This is a genomic window from Pseudomonas sp. P4_C8, from assembly GCF_056401975.1.
The window spans coordinates 89,397-110,583 of the sequence record NZ_JBFUIH010000014.1; the positions used below are offsets into that span (position 1 = coordinate 89,397).

Annotated in this window: 18 protein-coding genes; 8 read left to right on the top strand and 10 right to left on the bottom strand. The window is 59.3% G+C overall.

Features of this window, described 5'->3' with window-relative positions; translation table 11 throughout:
* The first annotated feature begins 15 nt into the window (after positions 1–15).
* The 5 genes from gatA (at position 16) to AC1DWM_RS11410 (ending at position 4,937) form a co-directional block, all read left to right on the top strand.
* A complete protein-coding gene (gene gatA, locus AC1DWM_RS11390; RefSeq protein WP_223516486.1) occupies positions 16–1,467 on the top strand; it encodes an Asp-tRNA(Asn)/Glu-tRNA(Gln) amidotransferase subunit GatA in 1,452 nt (483 codons plus the stop codon).
* 10 nt (positions 1,468–1,477) lie between these two features.
* On the top strand, positions 1,478–2,923 hold the full coding sequence (gatB, locus tag AC1DWM_RS11395; protein WP_150782085.1) for an Asp-tRNA(Asn)/Glu-tRNA(Gln) amidotransferase subunit GatB: 1,446 nt from the start codon (positions 1,478–1,480) through the stop codon (positions 2,921–2,923).
* A 150-nt stretch (positions 2,924–3,073) separates the two neighbouring features.
* On the top strand, positions 3,074–3,448 hold the full coding sequence (locus tag AC1DWM_RS11400) for a septal ring lytic transglycosylase RlpA family protein (protein WP_452624946.1): 375 nt from the start codon (positions 3,074–3,076) through the stop codon (positions 3,446–3,448).
* A 50-nt stretch (positions 3,449–3,498) separates the two neighbouring features.
* A complete protein-coding gene (locus AC1DWM_RS11405; protein WP_223516482.1) occupies positions 3,499–4,560 on the top strand; it encodes a calcium/sodium antiporter in 1,062 nt (353 codons plus the stop codon).
* Positions 4,557–4,937, top strand: a complete 381-nt coding sequence (locus AC1DWM_RS11410; protein WP_452624944.1) for a carboxymuconolactone decarboxylase family protein — start codon at positions 4,557–4,559, stop codon at positions 4,935–4,937. Before AC1DWM_RS11405 ends, AC1DWM_RS11410 begins: the two co-directional genes overlap by 4 nt.
* Positions 4,938–5,095: 158 nt before the next feature.
* Here AC1DWM_RS11410 and AC1DWM_RS11415 read toward each other — a convergent pair whose 3' ends face one another.
* The 5 genes from AC1DWM_RS11415 to kdgD all read right to left on the bottom strand — a co-directional run bounded on the left by AC1DWM_RS11415 (position 5,096) and on the right by kdgD (position 11,743).
* The gene (locus AC1DWM_RS11415) at positions 5,096–6,037 is read right to left on the bottom strand and encodes an AEC family transporter (RefSeq protein WP_223516478.1); all 942 of its coding nucleotides are present in this window, start codon (positions 6,035–6,037) and stop codon (positions 5,096–5,098) included.
* A gap of 160 nt (positions 6,038–6,197) precedes the next feature.
* Positions 6,198–7,751: a galactarate dehydratase gene (garD, locus tag AC1DWM_RS11420; RefSeq protein ID WP_223516476.1), complete on the bottom strand. Its 1,554-nt coding sequence runs from the start codon at positions 7,749–7,751 to the stop codon at positions 6,198–6,200.
* An 11-nt stretch (positions 7,752–7,762) separates the two neighbouring features.
* Positions 7,763–9,142: an MFS transporter gene (locus tag AC1DWM_RS11425; RefSeq protein ID WP_223516467.1), complete on the bottom strand. Its 1,380-nt coding sequence runs from the start codon at positions 9,140–9,142 to the stop codon at positions 7,763–7,765.
* A 182-nt stretch (positions 9,143–9,324) separates the two neighbouring features.
* Positions 9,325–10,770: an aldehyde dehydrogenase family protein gene (locus AC1DWM_RS11430; RefSeq protein ID WP_223516465.1), complete on the bottom strand. Its 1,446-nt coding sequence runs from the start codon at positions 10,768–10,770 to the stop codon at positions 9,325–9,327.
* 61 nt (positions 10,771–10,831) lie between these two features.
* Positions 10,832–11,743, bottom strand: a complete 912-nt coding sequence (gene kdgD, locus AC1DWM_RS11435) for a 5-dehydro-4-deoxyglucarate dehydratase (protein ID WP_223516463.1) — start codon at positions 11,741–11,743, stop codon at positions 10,832–10,834.
* Positions 11,744–11,979: 236 nt separating this feature from the next.
* Between kdgD and AC1DWM_RS11440 the strand changes: the two genes are divergently transcribed.
* The gene (locus tag AC1DWM_RS11440; protein WP_223516461.1) at positions 11,980–13,284 is read left to right on the top strand and encodes a phospholipase; all 1,305 of its coding nucleotides are present in this window, start codon (positions 11,980–11,982) and stop codon (positions 13,282–13,284) included.
* 14 nt (positions 13,285–13,298) lie between these two features.
* Positions 13,299–13,490: a hypothetical protein gene (locus AC1DWM_RS11445; protein WP_477795217.1), complete on the top strand. Its 192-nt coding sequence runs from the start codon at positions 13,299–13,301 to the stop codon at positions 13,488–13,490.
* Between the two features lie 631 nt (positions 13,491–14,121).
* On the opposite strand, the gene AC1DWM_RS11450 is transcribed toward AC1DWM_RS11445, so the two are convergent.
* The 4 genes from AC1DWM_RS11450 to AC1DWM_RS11465 form a co-directional block, all read right to left on the bottom strand.
* Entirely contained in the window at positions 14,122–14,871 is a 750-nt protein-coding gene (locus AC1DWM_RS11450) for a FadR/GntR family transcriptional regulator (RefSeq protein WP_223516457.1), read from the bottom strand.
* 174 nt (positions 14,872–15,045) lie between these two features.
* Complete coding sequence (locus AC1DWM_RS11455) at positions 15,046–16,773, bottom strand: ABC transporter ATP-binding protein/permease (RefSeq protein ID WP_223516456.1); 1,728 nt, start codon at positions 16,771–16,773, stop codon at positions 15,046–15,048.
* A 96-nt stretch (positions 16,774–16,869) separates the two neighbouring features.
* Positions 16,870–17,430, bottom strand: coding sequence for a response regulator transcription factor (locus AC1DWM_RS11460; RefSeq protein ID WP_007942792.1), 561 nt, complete (start codon positions 17,428–17,430; stop codon positions 16,870–16,872).
* Positions 17,423–18,685, bottom strand: coding sequence for an ATP-binding protein (locus AC1DWM_RS11465; RefSeq protein ID WP_223516454.1), 1,263 nt, complete (start codon positions 18,683–18,685; stop codon positions 17,423–17,425). Before AC1DWM_RS11465 ends, AC1DWM_RS11460 begins: the two co-directional genes overlap by 8 nt.
* A gap of 317 nt (positions 18,686–19,002) precedes the next feature.
* Between AC1DWM_RS11465 and AC1DWM_RS11470 the strand changes: the two genes are divergently transcribed.
* On the top strand, positions 19,003–19,719 hold the full coding sequence (locus AC1DWM_RS11470) for an SIMPL domain-containing protein (RefSeq protein ID WP_223516452.1): 717 nt from the start codon (positions 19,003–19,005) through the stop codon (positions 19,717–19,719).
* Between the two features lie 224 nt (positions 19,720–19,943).
* On the opposite strand, the gene AC1DWM_RS11475 is transcribed toward AC1DWM_RS11470, so the two are convergent.
* Complete coding sequence (locus AC1DWM_RS11475) at positions 19,944–20,312, bottom strand: DUF6124 family protein (RefSeq protein ID WP_223516450.1); 369 nt, start codon at positions 20,310–20,312, stop codon at positions 19,944–19,946.
* Positions 20,313–21,187 lie beyond the last annotated feature (875 nt).

Genomic DNA, 21,187 nt, shown 5'->3' on the forward strand with positions numbered 1-21,187 from the left:
GGGAAAGAGCCTGCAATGCATCAATTGACTCTGGCCGAGATCGCCCGCGGACTCGCCGATAAAAAGTTTTCTTCCGAAGAGCTGACCAAGACCCTGCTGGCGCGTATCGCCCTGCTCGATCCCCAGCTCAACAGCTTCATCAGCCTCACCGAAGACCTGGCGCTCCAGCAGGCGAAAGCCGCTGACGCACGCCGGGCCAATGGCGAGAGCGGCGCCCTGCTCGGCGCGCCGATTGCGCACAAAGACCTGTTCTGCACCCAGGGCATCCGCACCAGCTGCGGCTCGAAGATGCTCGACAATTTTAAAGCACCATACGACGCCACCGTCGTTGCGAAGCTGGCCGCTGCCGGGACCGTAACCCTGGGCAAGACCAACATGGACGAATTCGCCATGGGGTCGGCCAACGAGTCGAGCTACTACGGCCCGGTAAAAAACCCGTGGAACCTGGAACACGTGCCTGGCGGTTCGTCCGGCGGTTCGGCGGCTGCGGTTGCCGCGCGCCTGCTGCCTGCGGCCACAGGTACCGATACCGGCGGCTCCATTCGCCAGCCCGCTGCGCTGACTAACCTCACTGGCCTGAAACCGACGTACGGTCGCGTTTCGCGCTGGGGCATGATTGCCTACGCCTCCAGCCTCGATCAGGGCGGGCCGATGGCGCGCACCGCCGAAGACTGTGCAATTTTGTTGCAAGGTATGGCCGGCTTCGATCCCAATGACTCCACCAGCATCGACGAGCCTGTGCCTGATTACAGCGCCAGCCTGAACGGTTCGCTGCAAGGCCTGCGCATCGGCGTGCCGAAAGAATATTTCAGCGCCGGTCTCGACCCGCGCATTGCCGAGCTGATCCACAACAGCGTCAAGGAGCTGGAAAAGCTCGGTGCCGTGATCAAGGAAATCAGCCTGCCGAACATGCAGCATGCGATTCCTGCGTACTACGTGATCGCTCCGGCAGAAGCCTCGTCCAACCTGTCGCGTTTCGACGGCGTGCGTTTCGGCCATCGCTGCGAAAACCCGAAAGACCTGATCGATCTGTACAAGCGCTCCCGTGGCGAAGGTTTCGGCCCGGAAGTGCAGCGCCGGATCATGGTCGGTGCCTACGCGCTGTCGGCCGGTTACTACGACGCCTACTACCTCAAGGCGCAGAAGATTCGTCGCTTGATCAAGAACGACTTCATGGCAGCCTTTAATGAGGTCGACATCATCCTCGGCCCAACCACGCCGAACCCGGCCTGGAAGCTGGGCGCCAAGAACAGCGACCCGGTCGCTGCGTACCTGGAAGACGTCTACACCATCACCGCCAACCTCGCCGGCCTGCCAGGCTTGTCCATGCCAGCCGGTTTCGTCGATGGCCTGCCGGTGGGCGTGCAACTGCTCGCCCCGTATTTCCAGGAAGGTCGCCTGTTGAACGTTGCCCACCAGTATCAGCTCAACACTGACTGGCACACCCGCACCCCAACCGGCTTCTGAGGAGACACACATGCAATGGGAAGTCGTGATCGGGCTGGAGATTCACACCCAGCTCACCACCCGGTCGAAAATCTTTTCCGGTAGTTCGACCACGTTCGGTTCCGAGCCGAACACCCAGGCCAGCCTGGTCGACCTGGGCATGCCCGGCGTACTGCCGGTGCTGAACCAGGAAGCAGTGCGCATGGCGGTGATGTTCGGTCTGGCGATTGACGCCGAGATCGGCCAGCACAACGTGTTCGCCCGTAAAAACTATTTCTACCCGGACTTGCCGAAGGGCTACCAGATCAGCCAGATGGAATTGCCGATCGTTGGCAAGGGCCACCTGGACATCGCCATGGAAGACGGCACGATCAAACGTGTCGGCGTGACCCGTGCGCACCTGGAAGAAGACGCCGGTAAAAGCCTGCACGAAGAGTTCAACGGCGCCACCGGCATCGACCTGAACCGTGCCGGCACACCGCTGTTGGAAATCGTGTCCGAGCCGGACATGCGTAGCGCCAAGGAAGCCGTGGCTTACGTCAAGACCATCCACGCACTGGTGCGCTACCTGGGCATCTGCGACGGCAACATGGCCGAAGGCTCGCTACGTTGCGACTGCAACGTGTCGATCCGTCCGAAAGGCCAGGTTGAATTCGGCACTCGCTGCGAGATCAAGAACGTCAACTCGTTCCGCTTCATCGAGAAGGCGATCAACAGCGAAGTCCAGCGTCAGATCGAGCTGATCGAAGACGGCGGCAAAGTGATCCAGCAGACCCGTCTGTACGATCCGAACAAGGACGAAACCCGTCCGATGCGCAGCAAAGAGGAAGCCAACGACTACCGTTACTTCCCTGATCCGGACCTGCTGCCGGTGGTCATCGAAGACTCGTTCCTCGACGACGTACGCGCGACCCTGCCGGAATTGCCGCCGCAAAAACGCGAGCGTTTCCAGGAGCAATTCGGTCTGTCGGTCTATGACGCCAGCGTGCTGGCGACCAGCCGCGAGCAAGCCGATTACTTCGAGAAAGTCGCGAGCATCGGCGGCGACGCCAAACTGGCGGCTAACTGGGTGATGGTCGAGTTGGGCAGCCTGCTCAACAAGCAAGGCCTGGACATCGAACAGTCGCCGGTTTCCGCCGAGCAACTGGGCGGCATGCTGTTGCGCATCAAGGACAACACCATCTCCGGCAAGATCGCCAAGGTGGTGTTTGAAGCGATGGCCAACGGCGAAGGCAGCGCGGACGAAATCATCGACAAGCGCGGCCTCAAGCAAGTGACCGACAGCGGCGCGATCTCGGCGGTGCTGGACGAGATGCTTGCGGCCAATGCCGAACAGGTTGAACAGTACCGCGCGGCAGACGAAGCCAAACGCGGCAAAATGTTCGGCTTCTTCGTCGGCCAGGCCATGAAAGCCTCCAAAGGCAAGGCCAACCCGCAACAAGTGAACGAATTGCTCAAAAGCAAGCTCGAAGGCTGATGACAATGGAGCCAGCCTTAACTACTGGCGCCATTCCCTGTGGGAGCGAGCCTGCTCGCGAAAGCGGTGTGACAGTCGATAGAAATGTTGAATGTGACGCCCCCCTTCGCGAGCAGGCTCGCTCCCACATTTGTATGTGGAAACCTTTGAATGAAGCGTCTACTTAGCGCCTGCGCCCTGCTCGCTCTGCTGGCCGGTTGTGCCAGTAACGATGTCGTCGATCCACACGGTTACGACAAAACCGGCACGGCGTCCTATTACGGTGCCAAACACCAAGGCAAACGCACCGCCAGTGGCGAGCGTTTCGACAAGAACTCCATGACCGCCGCCCATCGCCAGTTGCCCTTCGGCACGCGGGTGAAGGTCACCAATCTGAACAACGACAAGTCCTGCGTGGTCCGCATCAACGATCGCGGGCCGCATACCCGCGGACGTCTGATCGATCTGTCCCATGAAGCCGCCGAGCGCTTGGGCATGATCAAAAGCGGCACCGCCAAGGTTCGTGTGCAAGCCCTCGACGACTGACAGACGGAGCACCAACCATTTTCGGACTTGCCGATTTACCCCTGATCAGTGTGATTGAACTGCTCAGCGGCCTGGTTTTACTGATCGCAGGCGCGGAGCTGATGGTGCGTGCCGCCGTGCGCCTCGCGGCGCGGTGGCATGTGCGGCCGCTGATCATCGGCTTGACCATCGTCGCTCTCGGCAGCAGCGCACCGCAGATGGCGGTCAGCCTGCAAGCCACCCTCGCGGAAAATGCCGACATCGCCGTCGGCAGCGTGATCGGCAGCAGTATCTTCAACATTCTCGTCACCCTCGGGCTCTCGGCGCTGATCATTCCGCTGCGCGTTTCGCGGCAACTGGTGCGCCTGGATATTCCGCTGATGATCGGCGCCAGCCTGCTGGTGTTCGTCCTGGCCTGGAATGAAGAACTGACCCGAACGGATGGCGTAATACTGCTGGCCGCACTGGCGCTATACCTGAGCTTGCTGCTGCGCCAGTCTCGGCACTCGGCTCGTCCGACATCGAGCGATCCGCTAAGCCGTCCGCCCCCTTGGTTCGTCAGCCTGCTGATGATCGTGGCCGGGCTGGCGATGCTGATCTACGCCGGGCATCTGCTGTTGGGGGCTGCAGTAGAGGTGGCGACCGACCTGGGGTTGTCGGAACGGATCATCGGCCTGACCATTGTTGCCGTCAGCACGTCCCTGCCAGAGCTGGCCACCTCATTGATCGCAGCCCTGCGGGGTGAGCGGGAGATTGCCGTGGGCAACGTGATCGGCAGCAACCTGTTCAACCTTCTGGGTGTACTGGGCGTGACGGCACTGATCGCGCCGTCGCCCCTGTCGGTCTCACCCAATGCCCTGGATTTCGACTTGCCGGTGATGCTCGGTGTCGCGGTGTTCTGTCTGCCGCTGTTCTACACCGGCTACCGGGTGACCCGGGCCGAAGGTTTGCTGTGTCTGGGTTTGTACCTGGCTTACGGGCTGCACGTGGTGTCGTTCACTACCGGCATGCCACTGGCCGCCAAGCTTGAACACCTGATGCTGTTTTTCGTTCTGCCGGCGCTGGTGGCGTTTCTGCTGTTCACGTCCCTGCTCGCCTGGCGTCGCCAACACCACAAGAGGGATGTGCCATGACCGACAATAAAAAACCTGGCGTTGAAGTCCGCCGCCAAGTGATGGGCGACGCCTTCGTCGACCGCGCACTGGGCAATGCCACTGAGTTCACCCAACCGTTGCAGGATTTCGTCAATGAACACGCCTGGGGCGCTGTCTGGAACCGAGATGGCCTGGCGCTGAAAACCCGCAGCCTGATCACCCTCGCCGCGCTGACCGCGCTCAAATGCCCGCAAGAATTGAAAGGCCACGTGCGCGGTGCACTGAACAACGGCTGCACGGTGGAGGAGATTCGTGAAACGCTGCTGCATTGTGCAGTGTATGCCGGCGCCCCGGCGGCGATTGATGCGTTTCGGGCGGCGCAGGAAGTGATAGAGAGTTATCAGAAGCCGGAGTAAAAATCCGAAAATTGTGGTGAAAGGTCTGCCGCCATCGCGAGCAGGCTCACTCCTACAGGGGGATCTCCTTTGTTCCACAAGTTGTGTGAACACCGAAGATCACTGTGGGAGCGAGCCTGCTCGCGATGAGGCCCTCTAAAACACAGCAGATCCTGCAGTCAGATCCACCCACCCCACTGCAACAAAAAGATCCCGATGTTGGTGGTCACCGCCGCCATCAACGTGGTGATCACAATGATCGCCGCCGCCAGTTCGTGATTGCCATTGGCCTGCCGCGCCATGACAAAACTGGCGGCAGCGGTCGGGCTGCCGAAGTACAGAAACAGTATCCCCAGCTCCGCCCCACGAAAGCCCCAGAGCCACGCCCCAAGGGTCGTCAGCACCGGCAGGCCGATCATCTTCACCAGGCTTGAGCTGAACGCCATGTTGCCGCTCTTGCGCAACGCTGCCAGCGACAGCGTCCCACCGATGCAGATCAGCGCCAACGGCAACGTGGTCTGCGCCAGGTACTGCCCGGATTTCTCCAGCCAGCCCGGCAAGCCAATATTGAAATAGGCAAACGGCGCCGCCGCAAACACGCTGATGATCAACGGATTGCCGCTCACGCTTTTGCAGATGCTCCACGGATCGGACTTGATCACCGGGCTGTACACCGCCAGCACAATGGTCGAGAGCGTGTTGTAGAACAGAATCACCAGCGCCGCGAGAATCGCGCCGAGGGATATCCCGTAATCACCGTACATACTCGCGGCCAGCGCCAGGCCGATCACCCCGTTGTTGCCGCGAAATGCACCTTGGGTGTAGATCCCCCGATCTTCACGCGGGCACTTCCAGATCGCCCACCCCCAGGCAATGGCGAAACTCACCAGCGTTGCAATCGAGAAGTAGATCAGCAGCGCCGGTTGTAGCGCGGCGTGGAGGTCGGCATGCAGGATGCCCAGAAACAACAACGCCGGCATGGTGACGTTGAACACCAGGGCCGACGCGGTGTGGATGAAGTTGTCGTTGATCCAGTTGATGCGCTTGAGCAACGCCCCCAGAAACAGCATGGCAAACACCGGCGCGGTGATGTTCAGGGTTTCGAGGAAGATAGCCAGCATGCCGGGGGGAACCTTGGGTGAGCGTCGTTAGGGGGCTAATGATAAGCCACTCAGTCCTTCGGCGTCTGGTAGACCGCTATCTCGAGCAAGCTTTGCTCCTACAGGTCTGCGTCGTACGCACGTAGGAGCAAGGCTTGCCCGCGATGCAGGCGACTCGGTCCTATGTGATCGGCGCCGGGTTGAACAGGGTGATGTCGTTATGCAGCTTGTGCTGCTCGGCCCACGTCTGTTTCTTGCCGCTGGCCACGTCCAGGTAGTAGTGGAACAACTCCCAGCCGAGGTCTTCAATCGAAGCGCGCCCGGTCGCAATCCGCCCGGCATCGATGTCGATCAAATCCGGCCAGCGCTGCGCCAGCTCGGTACGGGTCGAGACCTTCACCACCGGTGCCATCGCCAAACCATACGGTGTGCCGCGTCCGGTCGTGAACACATGCAGGTTCATCCCTGCCGCCAATTGCAACGTCCCGCAGACAAAGTCACTGGCCGGGGTCGCGCAGAAGATCAGCCCTTTGCGCTTGAAACGCTCGCCAGGGCCAAGCACCCCATTGATCGCGCTGCTGCCGGACTTGACGATCGAGCCCAGGGACTTCTCGACAATGTTCGACAACCCGCCCTTCTTGTTGCCCGGCGTGGTGTTGGCGCTGCGATCCGCTTCGCCCTTGGCCAGGTAACGGTCGTACCAGTCCATTTCCCGCACCAGCTCCCGAGCGACTTCCTCGGTCTCCGCGCGGGAAGTCAGCAAGTAGATGGCGTCGCGCACTTCAGTGACTTCGGAAAACATCACCGTCGCACCGGCACGCAGCAACAGGTCCGAGGCATAACCCAGCGCCGGGTTGGCGGTGATCCCGGAAAACGCATCACTGCCACCGCACTGCATGCCCAGAATCAGCTCGGACGCCGGCACGGTTTCCCGGCGACGCTGATCGAGCTTCTTCAGACGGGTTTCGGCCAGCGCCATGATCTGCTCGATCATCTCGGTGAAACCGTGACTCGAATCCTGCAAGCGGTACAACCACGGCTCGCTCAGATCCACCGAACTGTCGTTCTCGTGCATCACCTGTCCGGCCTGCAACTTCTCGCAGCCCAGGCTGATCACCAACGCTTCGCCGCCCAGGTTCGGGTTGCGCGCCAGGTTGCGCACGGTGCGGATCGGGATATACGCGTCGGCCGCCGTAATCGCCACACCACAGCCGTAACTGTGGGTCAGCGCCACCACGTCATCGACATTCGGGTACTTGGGCAGCAACTCGTCCTTGATGCGTTTGACCGCATGATCGAGCACGCCGGTGACGCACTGAACAGTCGTGGTAATCCCAAGAATATTGCGCGTGCCGACGGTGCCATCGGCGTTGCGATATCCCTCGAACGTAAAGCCTTCCAGCGGTGCCTGCGCCGCCGGCACTTCGGTGGACAGCGGCAAGCTGTCCAGCGGTGGCGCGGTGGGCATGCGCAGTTGATCTTCCTTGACCCAGCTGCCGCGCGGAATCGGCTGCAACGCGTAGCCAATGGTCTGGCCGTAACGAATCACCTGGCCGCCTTCGGGAATGTCTTCCAGCGTGACTTTGTGGCTCTGTGGCACGAAGTCCACAGTCACCAGGCCATCCGGAAACTCAGTGCCGGCTGGCACGCCTTGGTCATTGACCACGATCACTACGTTGTCCCGCTCGTGCAGGCGGATGTAGCGCGGCGAGTCGGAATGTTCAATCAACTGCATGACGCCGCTCCTCAGGAATGCGCTTGTGACAATTTGTTGTTTGTTTCAGGACCGCTGACAGGCGGCTCCTTGAGTACTACACGTTTGATCGGACCGACGATCACCAGGTAGCTGAACACCGCAACCAGTGCGTTGCAACCGACAAACACCAGCGCCCATTTGAACGAACCGGTGGAGCTGATGATGTAGCCGATCACGATTGGCGTGGTGATCGACGCGATGTTGCCGAACATGTTGAACAGGCCGCCACTCAAACCGGCGATCTGTTTCGGCGACGTGTCGGAAACCACCGCCCAGCCCAGTGCACCAACGCCTTTGCCGAAGAATGCCAAAGCCATGAAGCCCACGACCATCCATTCGATGTCGACGTAGTTACAGGCCACGATGCTGCTGGACACCAGCAAGCCAGCGATGATCGGCGCCTTGCGGGCGAAGGTCAGGGAATGGCCTTTGCGCAGCAGGTAATCGGAAATCACACCGCCCAACACACCACCGATAAAACCGCAGATCGCCGGCAACGAGGCAATAAAACCGGCCTTGAGGATGGTCATGCCGCGTTCTTGCACCAGGTACACCGGAAACCAGGTCAGGAAAAAATAGGTGATTGCGTTGATGCAGTACTGGCTCAAGTACACGCCCAGCATCATGCGATTGGTCAGCAGCTGACGCACGTAGTCCCACTTCGGACCTTCAGCAGGTTTGTCGACCGCTTTCCCTTTGCCTTTGTCCTGGTCCAGGTCGACCATGCCGCCGTTCTCGGCGATGTGCTTGAACTCGGCCTCGTTGATCTTCGGGTGCTGACGCGGGCTGTGGATAACTTTCAGCCAGATGCCCGAGAAGATGATGCCGACGACACCCATGACGATGAACACGTGCTGCCAGCCGAAGCTGTAGACGATCCAGCCCATCAGCGGTGCAAACAACACGGTGGCAAAGTATTGCGCCGAGTTGAAGATCGCCGAAGCCGTACCGCGTTCAGCAGTCGGGAACCAGGCCGCCACAATGCGTGCGTTGCCAGGGAAGGATGGCGCTTCAGCCAGACCGACCAGGAAGCGCAGCATGAACAGCGCTACCACCGCGGTGGACATGCCGAACTCGCCGACATAACCCTGCAACACAGTGAACAGCGACCAGGTGAAGATGCTCAGTGCATACACTTTTTTCGAGCCGAAACGGTCCAGCAGCCAGCCACCGGGAATTTGCCCGGCCACGTAGGCCCAACCGAATGCAGAGAAAATATAACCGAGGGTGACCGCGTCGATACCGAGGTCTTTTTGCAGGCTGGAGCCCGCGATGGCGATAGTGGCCCGGTCGGCGTAGTTGATCGTGGTCACCAGAAAAAGCATGAGCAGGATCAAATAGCGGACGTGGGTCGGCTTGGTCGCTTGCATGTAGATGTACTCCCACTGATTATTTTTATGCGGGTACTAACGGTGTTCTGCAGGCGCTGGCTTTTTGTAGGAGCCGGGCTTGCCCGCGATACAGACACCGCGCAGTGTCAGTCACAACGCGGTGATGCTATCGCTGGCAAGCCAGCTCCTACACAGGCCGGCTCCTACGGGTATTGCGTGTATCAGGAACCGATGTAAGAGGTCTTCACCACGGTGTAGAACTCTTGCGCATAGCGACCTTGCTCGCGGGATCCATAGGATGAACCTTTACGCCCGCCGAATGGAACGTGGTAATCCACGCCAGCGGTCGGCAGGTTGACCATAACCATCCCGGCCTGGGAGTGGCGTTTGAAGTGGTTGGCGTACTTCAGCGACGTAGTGGCGATACCCGCCGACAGACCGAATTCGGTGTCGTTGGCCATGGCCAGTGCTGCTTCGTAATCGGCAACGCGAACCACGTTGGCTACCGGGCCAAAGATTTCTTCGCGGCTGATGCGCATCTCGGCTTCGCTGTCGGCAAACAGCGTTGGCGCCAGGTAGTAGCCTTCGGTGTCACACGTCACCAGACCGCCGCCGCTGACCAGACGAGCACCTTCGGACTGGCCGATGTCGATGTACTTCATGTCTTGTTCAAGCTGAGCTTGCGAGACGACCGGACCAATGTCGGTGCCGGCTTTCAGCGCGTGGCCGACCTTGATCGACTTCATGCGTTCGGCCACGGCTTCGACGAACTTGTCGTGGATGCCGGCGGTAACGATGAAGCGGCTCGAAGCGGTGCAACGCTGGCCAGTGGAGTAGAACGCGCTCTGTACCGACAGCTCGACCGCTTGCTTGAGATCAGCATCGTCGAGAATGATCTGTGGGTTCTTGCCACCCATTTCCAGCTGAACCTTGGCCTGACGCGAGACGCAGCTGACCGCGATCTGACGACCAACGCCCACGGAGCCGGTGAAGCTGATGCCGTCGACTTTCGGGCTCTGCACCATCGCATCGCCAACCACACGACCGCTGCCCATCACCAGGTTGAACACGCCGGCCGGGAAGCCTGCGCGGGAGATGATTTCAGCCAGGGCCCAGGCGCAACCCGGCACCAGATCGGCGGGTTTCAGCACGACGCAGTTACCGTAAGCCAGGGCCGGGGCGATTTTCCACGCGGGGATTGCGATCGGGAAGTTCCACGGCGTGATCAGGCCAACCACGCCCAATGCTTCGCGGGTCACTTCAACGTTCACACCCGGGCGTACCGACGGCAGGTAGTCGCCGGACAGACGCAGGGTTTCACCGGCGAAGAACTTGAAAATGTTACCGGCGCGGGTCACTTCGCCGATGGCTTCAGGCAAGGTCTTGCCTTCTTCACGGGCCAGCAAGGTGCCGAGTTCTTCGCGACGGGCGAGGATTTCAGTGCCGACTTTGTCCAGCGAGTCGTGACGAGCCTGAATGCCCGAGGTCGACCAGGCCGGGAACGCGGCGCGAGCGGCGTCGATGGCGGCGTGGACCTGAGCCAGATCGGCTTTGGCGTAGTGGCCAATGGTGTCGGTCAGTTCGGACGGGTTGATGTTGGCGCAGTATTCACTGCCCGCAACCCATTCACCATTGATGTAGTTATCGAAACGCTTTGCATCTGCCACGAGATGTTCTCCTCACGCAAATGGCCGCTGAACAATCAGCGGCCTTGCTTAATCGAAAGTGTTACTGCGCACCCTGCTTGTCGATCAGCGCGGCAAGCATTTCGTACTCTTCGCGGGTCAGATCGGTCAGCGGTGCACGCACAGGGCCTGCGTCATAGCCGGCAATTTTTGCCCCGGCCTTGACGATGCTCACTGCGTAACCGGCTTTGCGGTTACGGATGTCCAGGTACGGCAGGAAGAAGTCGTCGATGATCTTGCCGACGGTGGCGTGATCTTCGCGAGCGATGGCGTGGTAGAAATCCATCGCGGTTTTCGGGATGAAGTTGAACACTGCCGAGGAGTAAACCGGCACGCCCAGAGCCTTGTAAGCCGCTGCGTAAACTTCGGCGGTCGGCAAACCACCCAGGTAGCTGAAACGATCACCGAGGCGGCGACGGATCGACACCATCAGCTCGATATCGCCCAGGCCATCCTTGTAGCCGATCAGGTTCGGGCAGCGCTCGGCCAGACGTTCCAGCAAAGGTGCGGTCAGGCGGCAGACGTTACGGTTGTATACCACCACGCCGATTTTTACCGATTTGCACACGGCTTCAACGTGGGCGGCAACGCCGTCCTGGCTGGCTTCGGTCAGGTAGTGCGGCAGCAGCAACAGGCCTTTGGCGCCCAGGCGCTCGGCTTCCTGAGCGTATTCGATGGCTTGACGGGTCGAACCGCCCACGCCTGCCAGAATCGGCACGCTGGTTTCGCAGGTGTCGACGGCAGTCTTGATGATTTCCGAATATTCGCTGGCCGCCAGAGAGAAGAACTCACCGGTGCCGCCCGCGGCGAACAATGCCGAGGCGCCGTATGGGGCCAGCCATTCGAGACGCTTGATGTAGCCCGCGCGATTGAAATCGCCCTGAGCATTGAAATCGGTAACCGGGAAAGACAACAGACCGGAAGAGAGGATGGACTTCAGTTCTTGTGGATTCATTATTCGAACACCCTGGGTAGCAACGTTTGTGTGTGAGGAAACCGTTCAGCTTTCGCCGAGTTGTAGGTCATCGTACAACTTAAATAATAACCGTCAACTGCATTTCATCGCCGTCTGCTGATTTTTTGTGGGACGAGTATTTTCTTGACGTAGGAAATTTCTCATCTATGATCGAAATGACTGTATATGCATACAGCTAAATAAGTTCGTACCGATGACATATCAAGGAGAAAGAAATGTCAGGTCTACACACAAAACCGCAGGAAACCCCCAATCAGGTCATTGCCAATCTGGATGATCTTTTTACCGAGGACGGCATTACCATCCGCGCCAACGAACACTTGGTTCTGCGCCTTGGCGAGCAACACAATTCGGCATCTTTACCGACCGCATCAGCATCCGTGTATGCCCTGAAAGGCCAGCCTCAGCTGCGTTTCGAGGGGGGTGAGCACACCGCAATCGGCGACACCACGCTGCTGCGTTTCGTCAAGGATGCCCCCGCCATTCCAGCGGCACAGGTTGAGCTGCATCTGCCCAACGGCCTGGCGCTGACCTATGGCCAGGTCGTTGCGTTGGGGGGTGATTTTTATGGCATTCCCGATCAGCCCATCAGTGATGGCGCGACGCCTGTAGATCGCATCCAGCGTTTCGCCAGCGCCTTTAACTCCCTCGCCGTTCTGCCGGCCTCCAATGCCGAGGCGAAGCAGATCCTCGCCGTCATGCAAAAGGAAATCGCCGCGGTTAACCAGGCGATCCAGGACGGCAAACAACCTCACGAGGCGTATGACGCCCTCGGAGATACGTTGTCGGAAGAGTGGAACAAGATTACCGGTGGCGGCAGTTTTGTCTCGGCTCTGTTCCCTTTCGGGCGTTATCTGAAACTGGCCGCGAACAATTCCGACCACTTTGCCGAAGGGGCACTGGCGGCCTATATCGCAGGCCACACAGCGGCCGTGCAGCAAGCCGTGCTGGCGAAAAACAGTGGTGATGAAAAACAGCTGGAAATCGCCTACGCGATGAATGCTTTTGCTGATCACTACCTGACCGACCTGTTTTCCGCCGGGCACTTGCGCGTCCCCCGCAAGCAATTGGCCGCGGTGGTCACACCCAGCGACCTGGGCTCGCTGATCACCCGCTTCATGCACGATGAAGACAGCAAGTTCGGCCTCAATGTGCGCAACGGCAACGGCGACCAATGGCGAGCCTACGGCGACAAGCGTTATTTCGATGCGATCGACAGCGCCAACCGTCTCCAGGTTAATCAAGCGGTACAGCTTTCTGCGGATGAAATCTTCGCGGCGTATCTCAGCGGCGTCGCACCGCTGCCCGGCAATTTCAGCGCCTTGAAAAAGTTGCCGGACCTGCAAGCCGTGCTGAACCCTGCTGGCAATTTCTCGCCACTGTTCAAGGTCGAGGGCAACAAAGTGCTGCGACGCAAGGACGTCAACAACCTGAACGACACCGCCACCATCGACGACTGGTGGGGCTGGAGCACTTACTTGCTGCTCAAGGACTACACACCCACTGGCAACGTTGCCTGATAAGGAGATCGATGATGACTATCAAATTGAAATTGGAACTGGCTTCGGGGCAATCGCTTAAGGGGGCGCCGCTGGAGTTGTTGTCCAAGGGCGTGGTGATTGGGCGGGCGGTGGTGGATGAGCGTGGGAATGTGGCGTTCGATACCAAGGCCGGGGAGGCTGAATTGGCTGTGAGGGTAGATCGCTCGATCTTGCGCACTGGCTGACGTTTTCACCAGGGCTGCCGGCCCTATCGCGAGCAGGCTCGCTCCCACATTTGATCGAGAGTGAACAACACTAGTGTGCTCACTGAAGATCCCTGTGGGAGCGAGCCTGCTCGCGATTCTGCTGGACACTGCGATAGCTGGAAATAAACGCTGACCGCTCATCGAAACTGTAATTTCTGACAGTAGCTAAGCACTGGAATACATAACAAAAATTGCGGGGTATCCAGCAAAGGAAAACTGATCATGACAACGCAAGTACCCAGCCCAAAAGTTGTAGATGTTAATTTCATTGATCTTGGTAATGAACTTTCCAGGAGCAAAAACAGCGTCTGCGTGTAAATCCAAGTCGATACCACGGGCTTAGCTCCCGACACCAAAGTAACTTGCCATTTCAACGTATTGCCATCTACGGACTGGTCTCTCAGCGGAACTGTTGAGACTGGACAGCCACTCAGAATCCGTGTCGAACCCAGTCAGTACAATAGTCACGTAGGTAAATTGGCAAAGGTCAGATGCTCGATTGCAGGAGACTCTTCTCAGGAGCTTTCGGTGGCGATTGTCGAATAATCAAGGAAACCGGGCTGAACGCCTTTGCGGCAAAAAGGCGTAGGCCCACCTATCGAATTGCCTCTTAACCCCGCTGCGCCTCAGCCTCTTCATGCGCATGGCGCAGGCGCTCGCGGCTGTTGGTCAGGTGCAAGCGCATCGCCGCCCGCGCTGCATCCGAATCCTGGCGGGCGATGGCGTCGTAAATTTCTTCGTGTTCACGGCTCAGACGATTCATGTAGTGCTGCTGGTCGTCATGGGCCAGGCGTGCCGAATTCAGCCGCGTGCGCGGAATGATGCTGGTGCCCAGGTGGGTCATGATGTCGGTGAAGTAGCGGTTACCGGTCGCCAGCGCAATTTGCAGGTGGAACTGGAAGTCCGAGGCGACCGCATCGCTGGCATGGGAAGCGCTTTCGTTGAGGGCGTCCAGTGCTGAACGCATCAGCGCCAGCTGCTCGGCGCTACGGCGTTGCGCAGCGAGACCGGCGGATTCCACTTCGAGGCTGATGCGCAATTCCAGAATGGCCAACACGTCACGCAGGGTGACCACCGTCGCCGGGTCGATACGGAAACCGCTTGGGCTCGGGGTATCGAGCACGAAGGTACCGATGCCGTGACGGGTTTCAACCTGCCCGGCTGCCTGTAAGCGGGAAATCGCTTCGCGCACCACGGTGCGGCTGACGCCATGGGCGTCCATGATCGCCGACTCGGTGGGCAATTTGTCGCCGCGCTTGAGGTGACCGTCGCGGATCTGCTCGGACAGCACCGTCACCAATTCCTGTGCGAGGCTGCGGCGCTTGCGAGGGAGGCGTGGTGCGTCGTTCGGGTTTTCCATGGTGAACTTCTGTCTCGAAAATTCGGCTGAAACCGCATCATAGCTCAACGCGGTTGTACGATCACCGTCGGTGTAGGAGCAAGGGTTGCCCGCGATGAACGATAACGCGGTCGTTCGGATAGACCGAGTTGTGGCCATCGCGGGCAAGCCTTGCTCCTACAGGGATTGCGGTGTTTATGCGGTCACGGTCTGGTCCACCAAATGGCCGTTCTCGATACGAACATGCCGTGGGTGGAAACGTTTCAGGCTGCTGCGATGCCCGACGCTGACAATGCTCAAGCCCGGTATTTCATCGATCAACGCCTGATATAGCGACGCTTCGTCCTCTTCATCCATCGCCGAGGTCGCTTCGTCCATGTACAGCCATTTCGGTGCATACAGCAGCGCACGGGCAAACGCCAAACGTTGCTGCTCACCCGGCGAGAGCATGCGCTGCCAGTGGTTCGCTTCATCCAGACGTGAAACGAGGTGCGGCAAACGACAGGTTTCCAGTACGTGAACGTAGCGTTCCTGCGGATAGGTATCGCCAGCCTGTGGATAACTCAGCACTTCACGCAGGCTGCCAATCGGCAAGTACGGCTTTTGCGGCAGGAACAGGTAGCGCGCCGACGGCAGACGAATACTGCCGTGACCCGCCGGCCACAGATGCCCCATCGCGCGCAACAAGGTCGACTTACCGCTGCCGGAACGACCGCTGAGCATGACACGCTCGCCCTCTTCCACCGCCATGTCGGCGTTGGTCAGCAGATGACGGCCGTCCGCCAGATCAAGGCCGAGGTTGTGGATCTTCAGTTCATCACCCTGATTCTGTACATCGATGGCCGGCTGGCGCTCTTCGTTGTCAGTCATGGCCTGACGAAAACTCAGCAGACGATCACAGGTGGCGCGCCATGAAGCGAGGTTCTGGTACGCACTGATAAACCAGCTGAAACTCTCTTGAACGTTGCCGAACGCCGAACTGATTTGCATCAGTTCACCGAGCTCGATCTTGCCGGCGAGGTAACGCGGCGAGGCAACGATGAACGGGAAGATGATGGCCGCCTGGCTGTAACCGGCGGTGAAGAATGTCAGGCGCTTGGAGACTTTCATGATGTCCCAGAAGTTATGCCAGACCATCCCGAAGCGGCCACTCAACCGACGATTTTCGTTCGGTTCTCCGTTGTACAACGCGATGCTTTCGGCATTCTCGCGAATCCGCACCATGGAGAAACGCAGGTCGGCTTCAAAGCGTTGTTGTTGGTTGTTCAGACCGATCAAGCGACGACCGATCAAATGCGTCAACCAGCTACCTACCACCGCGTAAACCAGTACGCACCAGAACATGTAGCCGGGAATAGTGATACCGAAGACTTCAATACTGCCCGACACCCCCCACAGAATGATCGAGAACGACACCAGGCTGACGATATTGCGCAGCAGCCCGATACCCAGCTCAAGGGTGTTGGATGTGAAGTTGTTAAGGTCTTCAGAAATCCGCTGGTCCGGGTTATCGGTGTAGCCGCCCTGCTCCAGCTGATAGTAGTTTTTGTTGCCAAGCCAACGGGCAAAGTGTTTCTCGGTCAGCCAGGCTCGCCAGCGGATGGTCAGCATCTGCGTCAGATAAAGCCGGTACACCGCACCGACAATCGCCACGGCCGCAATCGCGCAGAAATACAGAATCAGCTGCCAGAAGGCCGCTTCATCTTTCTTTTGTAAGGCGTTGTAAAAGTCCTTGTACCAGGTGTTGAACCACACCGAGATGCCCACGCTGATCAGCGACAACGCAATCACCGCGATCAGCAGGGTCCAGGCCTTGACCTTCTCTTCACTTCGCCAATAGGGCGTGATGATCGCCCAGACCTTGCGGAAAAACTGCCCGCGCACGGCATCGTTGACCGCGGAATATTCAGCGTTCTGATTCATGGATAAGGCTCGATAGGGAAAAGAACACACACGAACCGATCATAGTTGATCGGTTCGGGTTATCGCGAGAGCTGGCGATGATCGTTCAGCGTCCGTTCAGCGGCGGACCGGACGTTTCTGCAGTTTGCGCTGCAGGGTTCGGCGGTGCATGCCCAGCGCGCGGGCCGTGGCCGAGATGTTGCCTTCGTGCTCGGTCAGCACGCGCTGAATGTGTTCCCACTGCAAACGGTCCACCGACATCGGGTTTTCCGGTACCAGGGTATCGAGGTCGGCGTGTTCGGACAGCAGCGCGGCCAAAACGTCGTCGGCGTCGGCCGGTTTGCACAGGTAATTGCAGGCGCCGCGCTTGATCGCCTCGACGGCGGTGGCGATGCTCGAATAACCGGTGAGGATCACCACGCGCATTTCCGGGTCCAGCTCAAGCAACTTGGGCAACAAGACCAAACCCGAGTCACCGTCCATTTTCAGGTCCAGCGCGGCGTAATCCGGCAGATCGGCCTGGGCGATGGTCAGGCCTTCTTCGGCAGAGCCAGCAGTGCTGACGCGAAAACCACGGCGGGCCATGGCACGGGCCATCACGCGGGTGAAGGTTGCATCGTCGTCGACCAACAGCAAATGCGGCAGTTCTTCGCCTTCTACTTGGATCTCGTCACTCATGTTCGTCTCCTCGGGCGACACGGGGCAGGCGCAGCTCGGTGAGCGTGCCGCCTTCCTCATGACTGTAGAGTTTCACTGAGCCGCCGGCGCGTGTCACGCTGGCCTTGCTCAAAAACAGGCCCAGGCCGAAACCTTTGCCCTTGGTGGTAAAAAATGGTTTGCCGATCTGTTCGGCGATGGCCAGTGGCACACCGGCGCCGTGGTCGCGAATGCTGATGGTCAAGTCTTCGGCGTTCCAGTCCAGCGTCACTTGCAGCCCTTCCGGGCACGCATCGGCGGCGTTGTTCAGCAAATTCAGCAGCGCTTGAGTCAAGTCCGGCGGCGGCGCCATGCGCGGCACGGTGCCCTGACCCAGACGCTGGAAGCGGTAACTGGCTTCCGGGCGCATCAGGTGCCAGCGGTTCAGCGCTTCGTCGAGCCAATCGGTGACATCCTGCATCTCCACCGCCAAGCGGCGATTGGCCTCGGCGGCACGCACCAGTTGCTGCAAGGTCTCTTTGCAGAGTTTGACCTGATCCTGCAACACGCTCAAATCGTCCTGCAACAACGGGTCGTGATGGTCCTGGCGCATCTCCTTGAGCAACACGCTCATGGTCGCCAGCGGCGTGCCCAGTTCATGAGCCGCGCCTGCCGCTTGCGTCGCTACAGCCAGCAATTGCTGATCACGCAGGCCTTCTTCACGACGAATGGCGCGCAGTTCTTCCTGACGACGCAGCTCTTCAGCCATACGCGCGGCGAAAAATGTAATCACCGCCGCGGCCAGCGCGAAACTCAGCCACATCCCGTAGACCTGCAGGTTTTCCCGAGCGATCGGGAAGGTTTGCAGTGGATAGAACCGCACGAGCAGCAAGGTGTACATCGTCAACGCGATACCGGACAGAATCACCGAATAGCGCCATGGCAACGTCACCGCGGCGATGGTCAGCGGCACCAGGTAATAAGAGACGAACGGGTTGGTCGAGCCACCGGAGAAATACAGCAGGGCACTGTGGATAAACAAGTCGCAGGCCAGTTGCAGCGCGTATTCGAGCTCGGTTACTGGCCATGACGTACGCAGTCGAACAGCCGTGAACACGCACAGCAGCATCGAACACCCGAGGGTCATCGCCAGCTGCACCCACGGCAGCGGCAGCAGGTCGAACCAGTAGGCCAATCCCACGGAACCGGCCTGAGCGGCGAGTACTAAAGTGCGGATGAACGTCAGCCGCCAGAGGTTCTGGCGAGTGGCAGAAGTGATTTGAACGGGGGCGAGCATGAGCTCTCCTGATGAGCGCTCCAGGCGGATCGCACGGAGTATAACCAAGCGCGGGGGCTGACAGGCAAAAGTGCGGCAAAGCGCCACATGGCAAAAAGGGTTGTGGCGTCTATAAGGGCGCCTTCGCGGGCAAGCTCGCTCCCACATTGAATGCGTCCCCCTGTGGGAGCGAGCCTGCTCGCGATTGACCGCGAAGCGGTCACCTGCATTCCATCTGTATAGAAGTTGTAACTGTGCGAACCGGATCATCAAAGCTAGAGTCTGATGGTTTCACGCAGGCTCGGACCCAACACCTGCGCACCGCCCAAGGAGCTTTCATGCACACATTGCGCCGCTGCACCGCCCTTCTCGCCCTGAGTGTCGGCACCCTCGCCAGCCTCCCGGCCCTGGCCGTCGACGAGTTGCACTACAACCAGATTTCCCTGCGTGCCGAAGTCAGCCAGGAAGTGGCGCGCGACCTGATGATCGTGACCCTCTACACCGAAGACCAAAACACCGACCCGGCCAAACTCGCCGCCGACGTCAGCACCACCATGAACAAAGCGCTGGCCCAGGCCAAACAGGTCAAAGACATCACCCTGCGCCAAGGCAGCCGCAACAGCTACCCGATCTACGACACCAAGGGCCAGAAAATCACCGGCTGGCGTGAACGCGCCGAACTGCGCCTGGAAAGCTCGGACTTCGCCGCCCTGTCGAAACTGACCGGCGAACTGCTCACCGACCTGAAAATGGGCGGCATGGACTTCGCCATCGCCACGCCGACGCGCAAGGCCAGTGAAGACGCGCTGCTGAAAGATGCCGTGACGGCCTTCAAGGCCCGCGCGCAACTGGCAACGGATGCGTTGGGCGGCAAGAGCTACAAAATCGTTAACCTGAACTTGAACAGCAATGGTTATCCACAGCCGTACATGCGCGGGCCGATGATGATGAAAGCCGCCGCGATGGATGCAGCGCCGGTGACACCGGATGTTGAGGCGGGCACGAGTCAGGTCAGCATGACGGCGGATGGGGCGATTGAAGTGTTGATGCCTTGATTCTTTAACACGTACAAAAAAACGGCGATCACTGGAGTGATCGCCGTTTTTTGTTGCCTGCCAGAAGCCAGGTTGAACCAGCAATTTCTGCTGTGGTAAATCCGACGCCATCGCGAGCAGGCTCGCTCCCACAGTTGATCTCCGGTGTTCACACAATTTGTGCAACAAAGAAGATTCCCTGTGGGAGCGAGCCTGCTCGCGAAGAACGATAACGCGGTCTCCGATCAGCCTTGCGGATCAACGTTATCCAGCGCCCGATTCACTGCCAACTCCGCCAGCATGATGATCTGCTGAATCGCCAACACCGTATTACGCTGCGGGCCGATCAGGTTGGCGGCGAAATCACTGGTCATGACACTCGCGGAAGCCAACGACTCGCAGGCTTGGGCCAAGAGGCTTTCGGTGTCCATGTTCGGGGCGATCATGTACATCGTGCTGGGGCGGCGGGGTTTTTCGGTGTATTGCGAGGGGGGATCGAGGTAGTAGTCGAGGGCGCGTTTGATGGCTTCGCGGTCTTTGAGTAACGTTTCGACGCGTAAGTCTTCGGCTTCAGCTTCGGGGGTGGTGGGTGGATCGGGGATTAACTTATCCATGGAATACTCCTACTTAAAAATGGGAGCCATCCAATGTCGTTTCCACACGACAAATAGGTGGCGGCTGCACGCAGGGTGGAAATACCGGTTAGTAGGACCCGGCCAGACCGAAGTCTGCCCACGCACAGCCGCCATGACGCAGTTTGCAGACGAAAGACGACGTCGGCAACGATTACGATGGTCCAGCTATGCGGCTACTAAGAGTTCCAGGTTTCCACACCCGGTCGCTGAAATCGCAGCGACGGCCAAAGGTTAGAAGGACCGCTTCCTACCCGGCAACCTGAAAAATGCGTGGGAAAGCTCTGTGTTTTTTACACATTGCTAAACACATAAAAGCAGGATGAATATAAATCGGGGATAGCAGAAAGGGCTGGTTGGCTGTCAGGTCGTCATCGCGAGCAGGCTCGCCACAGGGAACGGTGTACACCTGCTGGAGATTGGTCGGCTGTCTGGCCGCCTTCGCTGGCAAGCCAGCTCCTACAGGGGAATGGTGTACATCTGTTGGAGATTGGTCGGCTGTCTGGCCGCCTTCGCTGGCAAGCCAGCTCCTACAGTAGATCGGTGTACACCCGCCGCTCTTCACCACTCATCAGGCCGAGCGTTAGCTCGCCTGCAGCTCTTGATCTTGATCCACCCGCCCCTTCGGGAGGCTGAGTGGAGGTGTTCATCCGGGGAGTGGCGCGCAGCGCCGTTCGACGCAGTCGAACACGCTGCATGTAGGTCGTCGCGAAGCAGACCGGAGGGCAGTGTCCCCGGATGGATACCGGAGCGAAGGAACGCCGAGCCCAGGCGAGGGGCCGGACGCTCGGGGCGAGCCTTTTTGGTTCCTTTTGTGGCGTTTGACAAAAGGGACTCGCTGTAAGAGCGAAACCGCC

Bases quoted from the DNA above. Each gene is read 5' to 3' on its own strand.
- kdgD (WP_223516463.1), bottom strand. From the start codon at position 11,743: ATGAATCCACAAGAACTGAAGTCCATCCTCTCTTCCGGTCTGTTGTCT.
- AC1DWM_RS11455 (WP_223516456.1), bottom strand. From the start codon at position 16,773: ATGAATCAGAACGCTGAATATTCCGCGGTCAACGATGCCGTGCGCGGG.
- AC1DWM_RS11460 (WP_007942792.1), bottom strand. From the start codon at position 17,430: ATGAGTGACGAGATCCAAGTAGAAGGCGAAGAACTGCCGCATTTGCTG.
- AC1DWM_RS11470 (WP_223516452.1), top strand. From the start codon at position 19,003: ATGCACACATTGCGCCGCTGCACCGCCCTTCTCGCCCTGAGTGTCGGC.
- garD (WP_223516476.1), bottom strand. From the start codon at position 7,751: ATGCAGTTGATTGAACATTCCGACTCGCCGCGCTACATCCGCCTGCAC.
- AC1DWM_RS11440 (WP_223516461.1), top strand. From the start codon at position 11,980: ATGTCAGGTCTACACACAAAACCGCAGGAAACCCCCAATCAGGTCATT.
- AC1DWM_RS11450 (WP_223516457.1), bottom strand. From the start codon at position 14,871: ATGGAAAACCCGAACGACGCACCACGCCTCCCTCGCAAGCGCCGCAGC.
- AC1DWM_RS11415 (WP_223516478.1), bottom strand. From the start codon at position 6,037: ATGCTGGCTATCTTCCTCGAAACCCTGAACATCACCGCGCCGGTGTTT.
- AC1DWM_RS11425 (WP_223516467.1), bottom strand. From the start codon at position 9,142: ATGCAAGCGACCAAGCCGACCCACGTCCGCTATTTGATCCTGCTCATG.
- AC1DWM_RS11445 (WP_477795217.1), top strand. From the start codon at position 13,299: ATGACTATCAAATTGAAATTGGAACTGGCTTCGGGGCAATCGCTTAAG.
- gatB (WP_150782085.1), top strand. From the start codon at position 1,478: ATGCAATGGGAAGTCGTGATCGGGCTGGAGATTCACACCCAGCTCACC.
- AC1DWM_RS11400 (WP_452624946.1), top strand. From the start codon at position 3,074: ATGAAGCGTCTACTTAGCGCCTGCGCCCTGCTCGCTCTGCTGGCCGGT.
- AC1DWM_RS11410 (WP_452624944.1), top strand. From the start codon at position 4,557: ATGACCGACAATAAAAAACCTGGCGTTGAAGTCCGCCGCCAAGTGATG.
- AC1DWM_RS11475 (WP_223516450.1), bottom strand. From the start codon at position 20,312: ATGGATAAGTTAATCCCCGATCCACCCACCACCCCCGAAGCTGAAGCC.
- gatA (WP_223516486.1), top strand. From the start codon at position 16: ATGCATCAATTGACTCTGGCCGAGATCGCCCGCGGACTCGCCGATAAA.
- AC1DWM_RS11465 (WP_223516454.1), bottom strand. From the start codon at position 18,685: ATGCTCGCCCCCGTTCAAATCACTTCTGCCACTCGCCAGAACCTCTGG.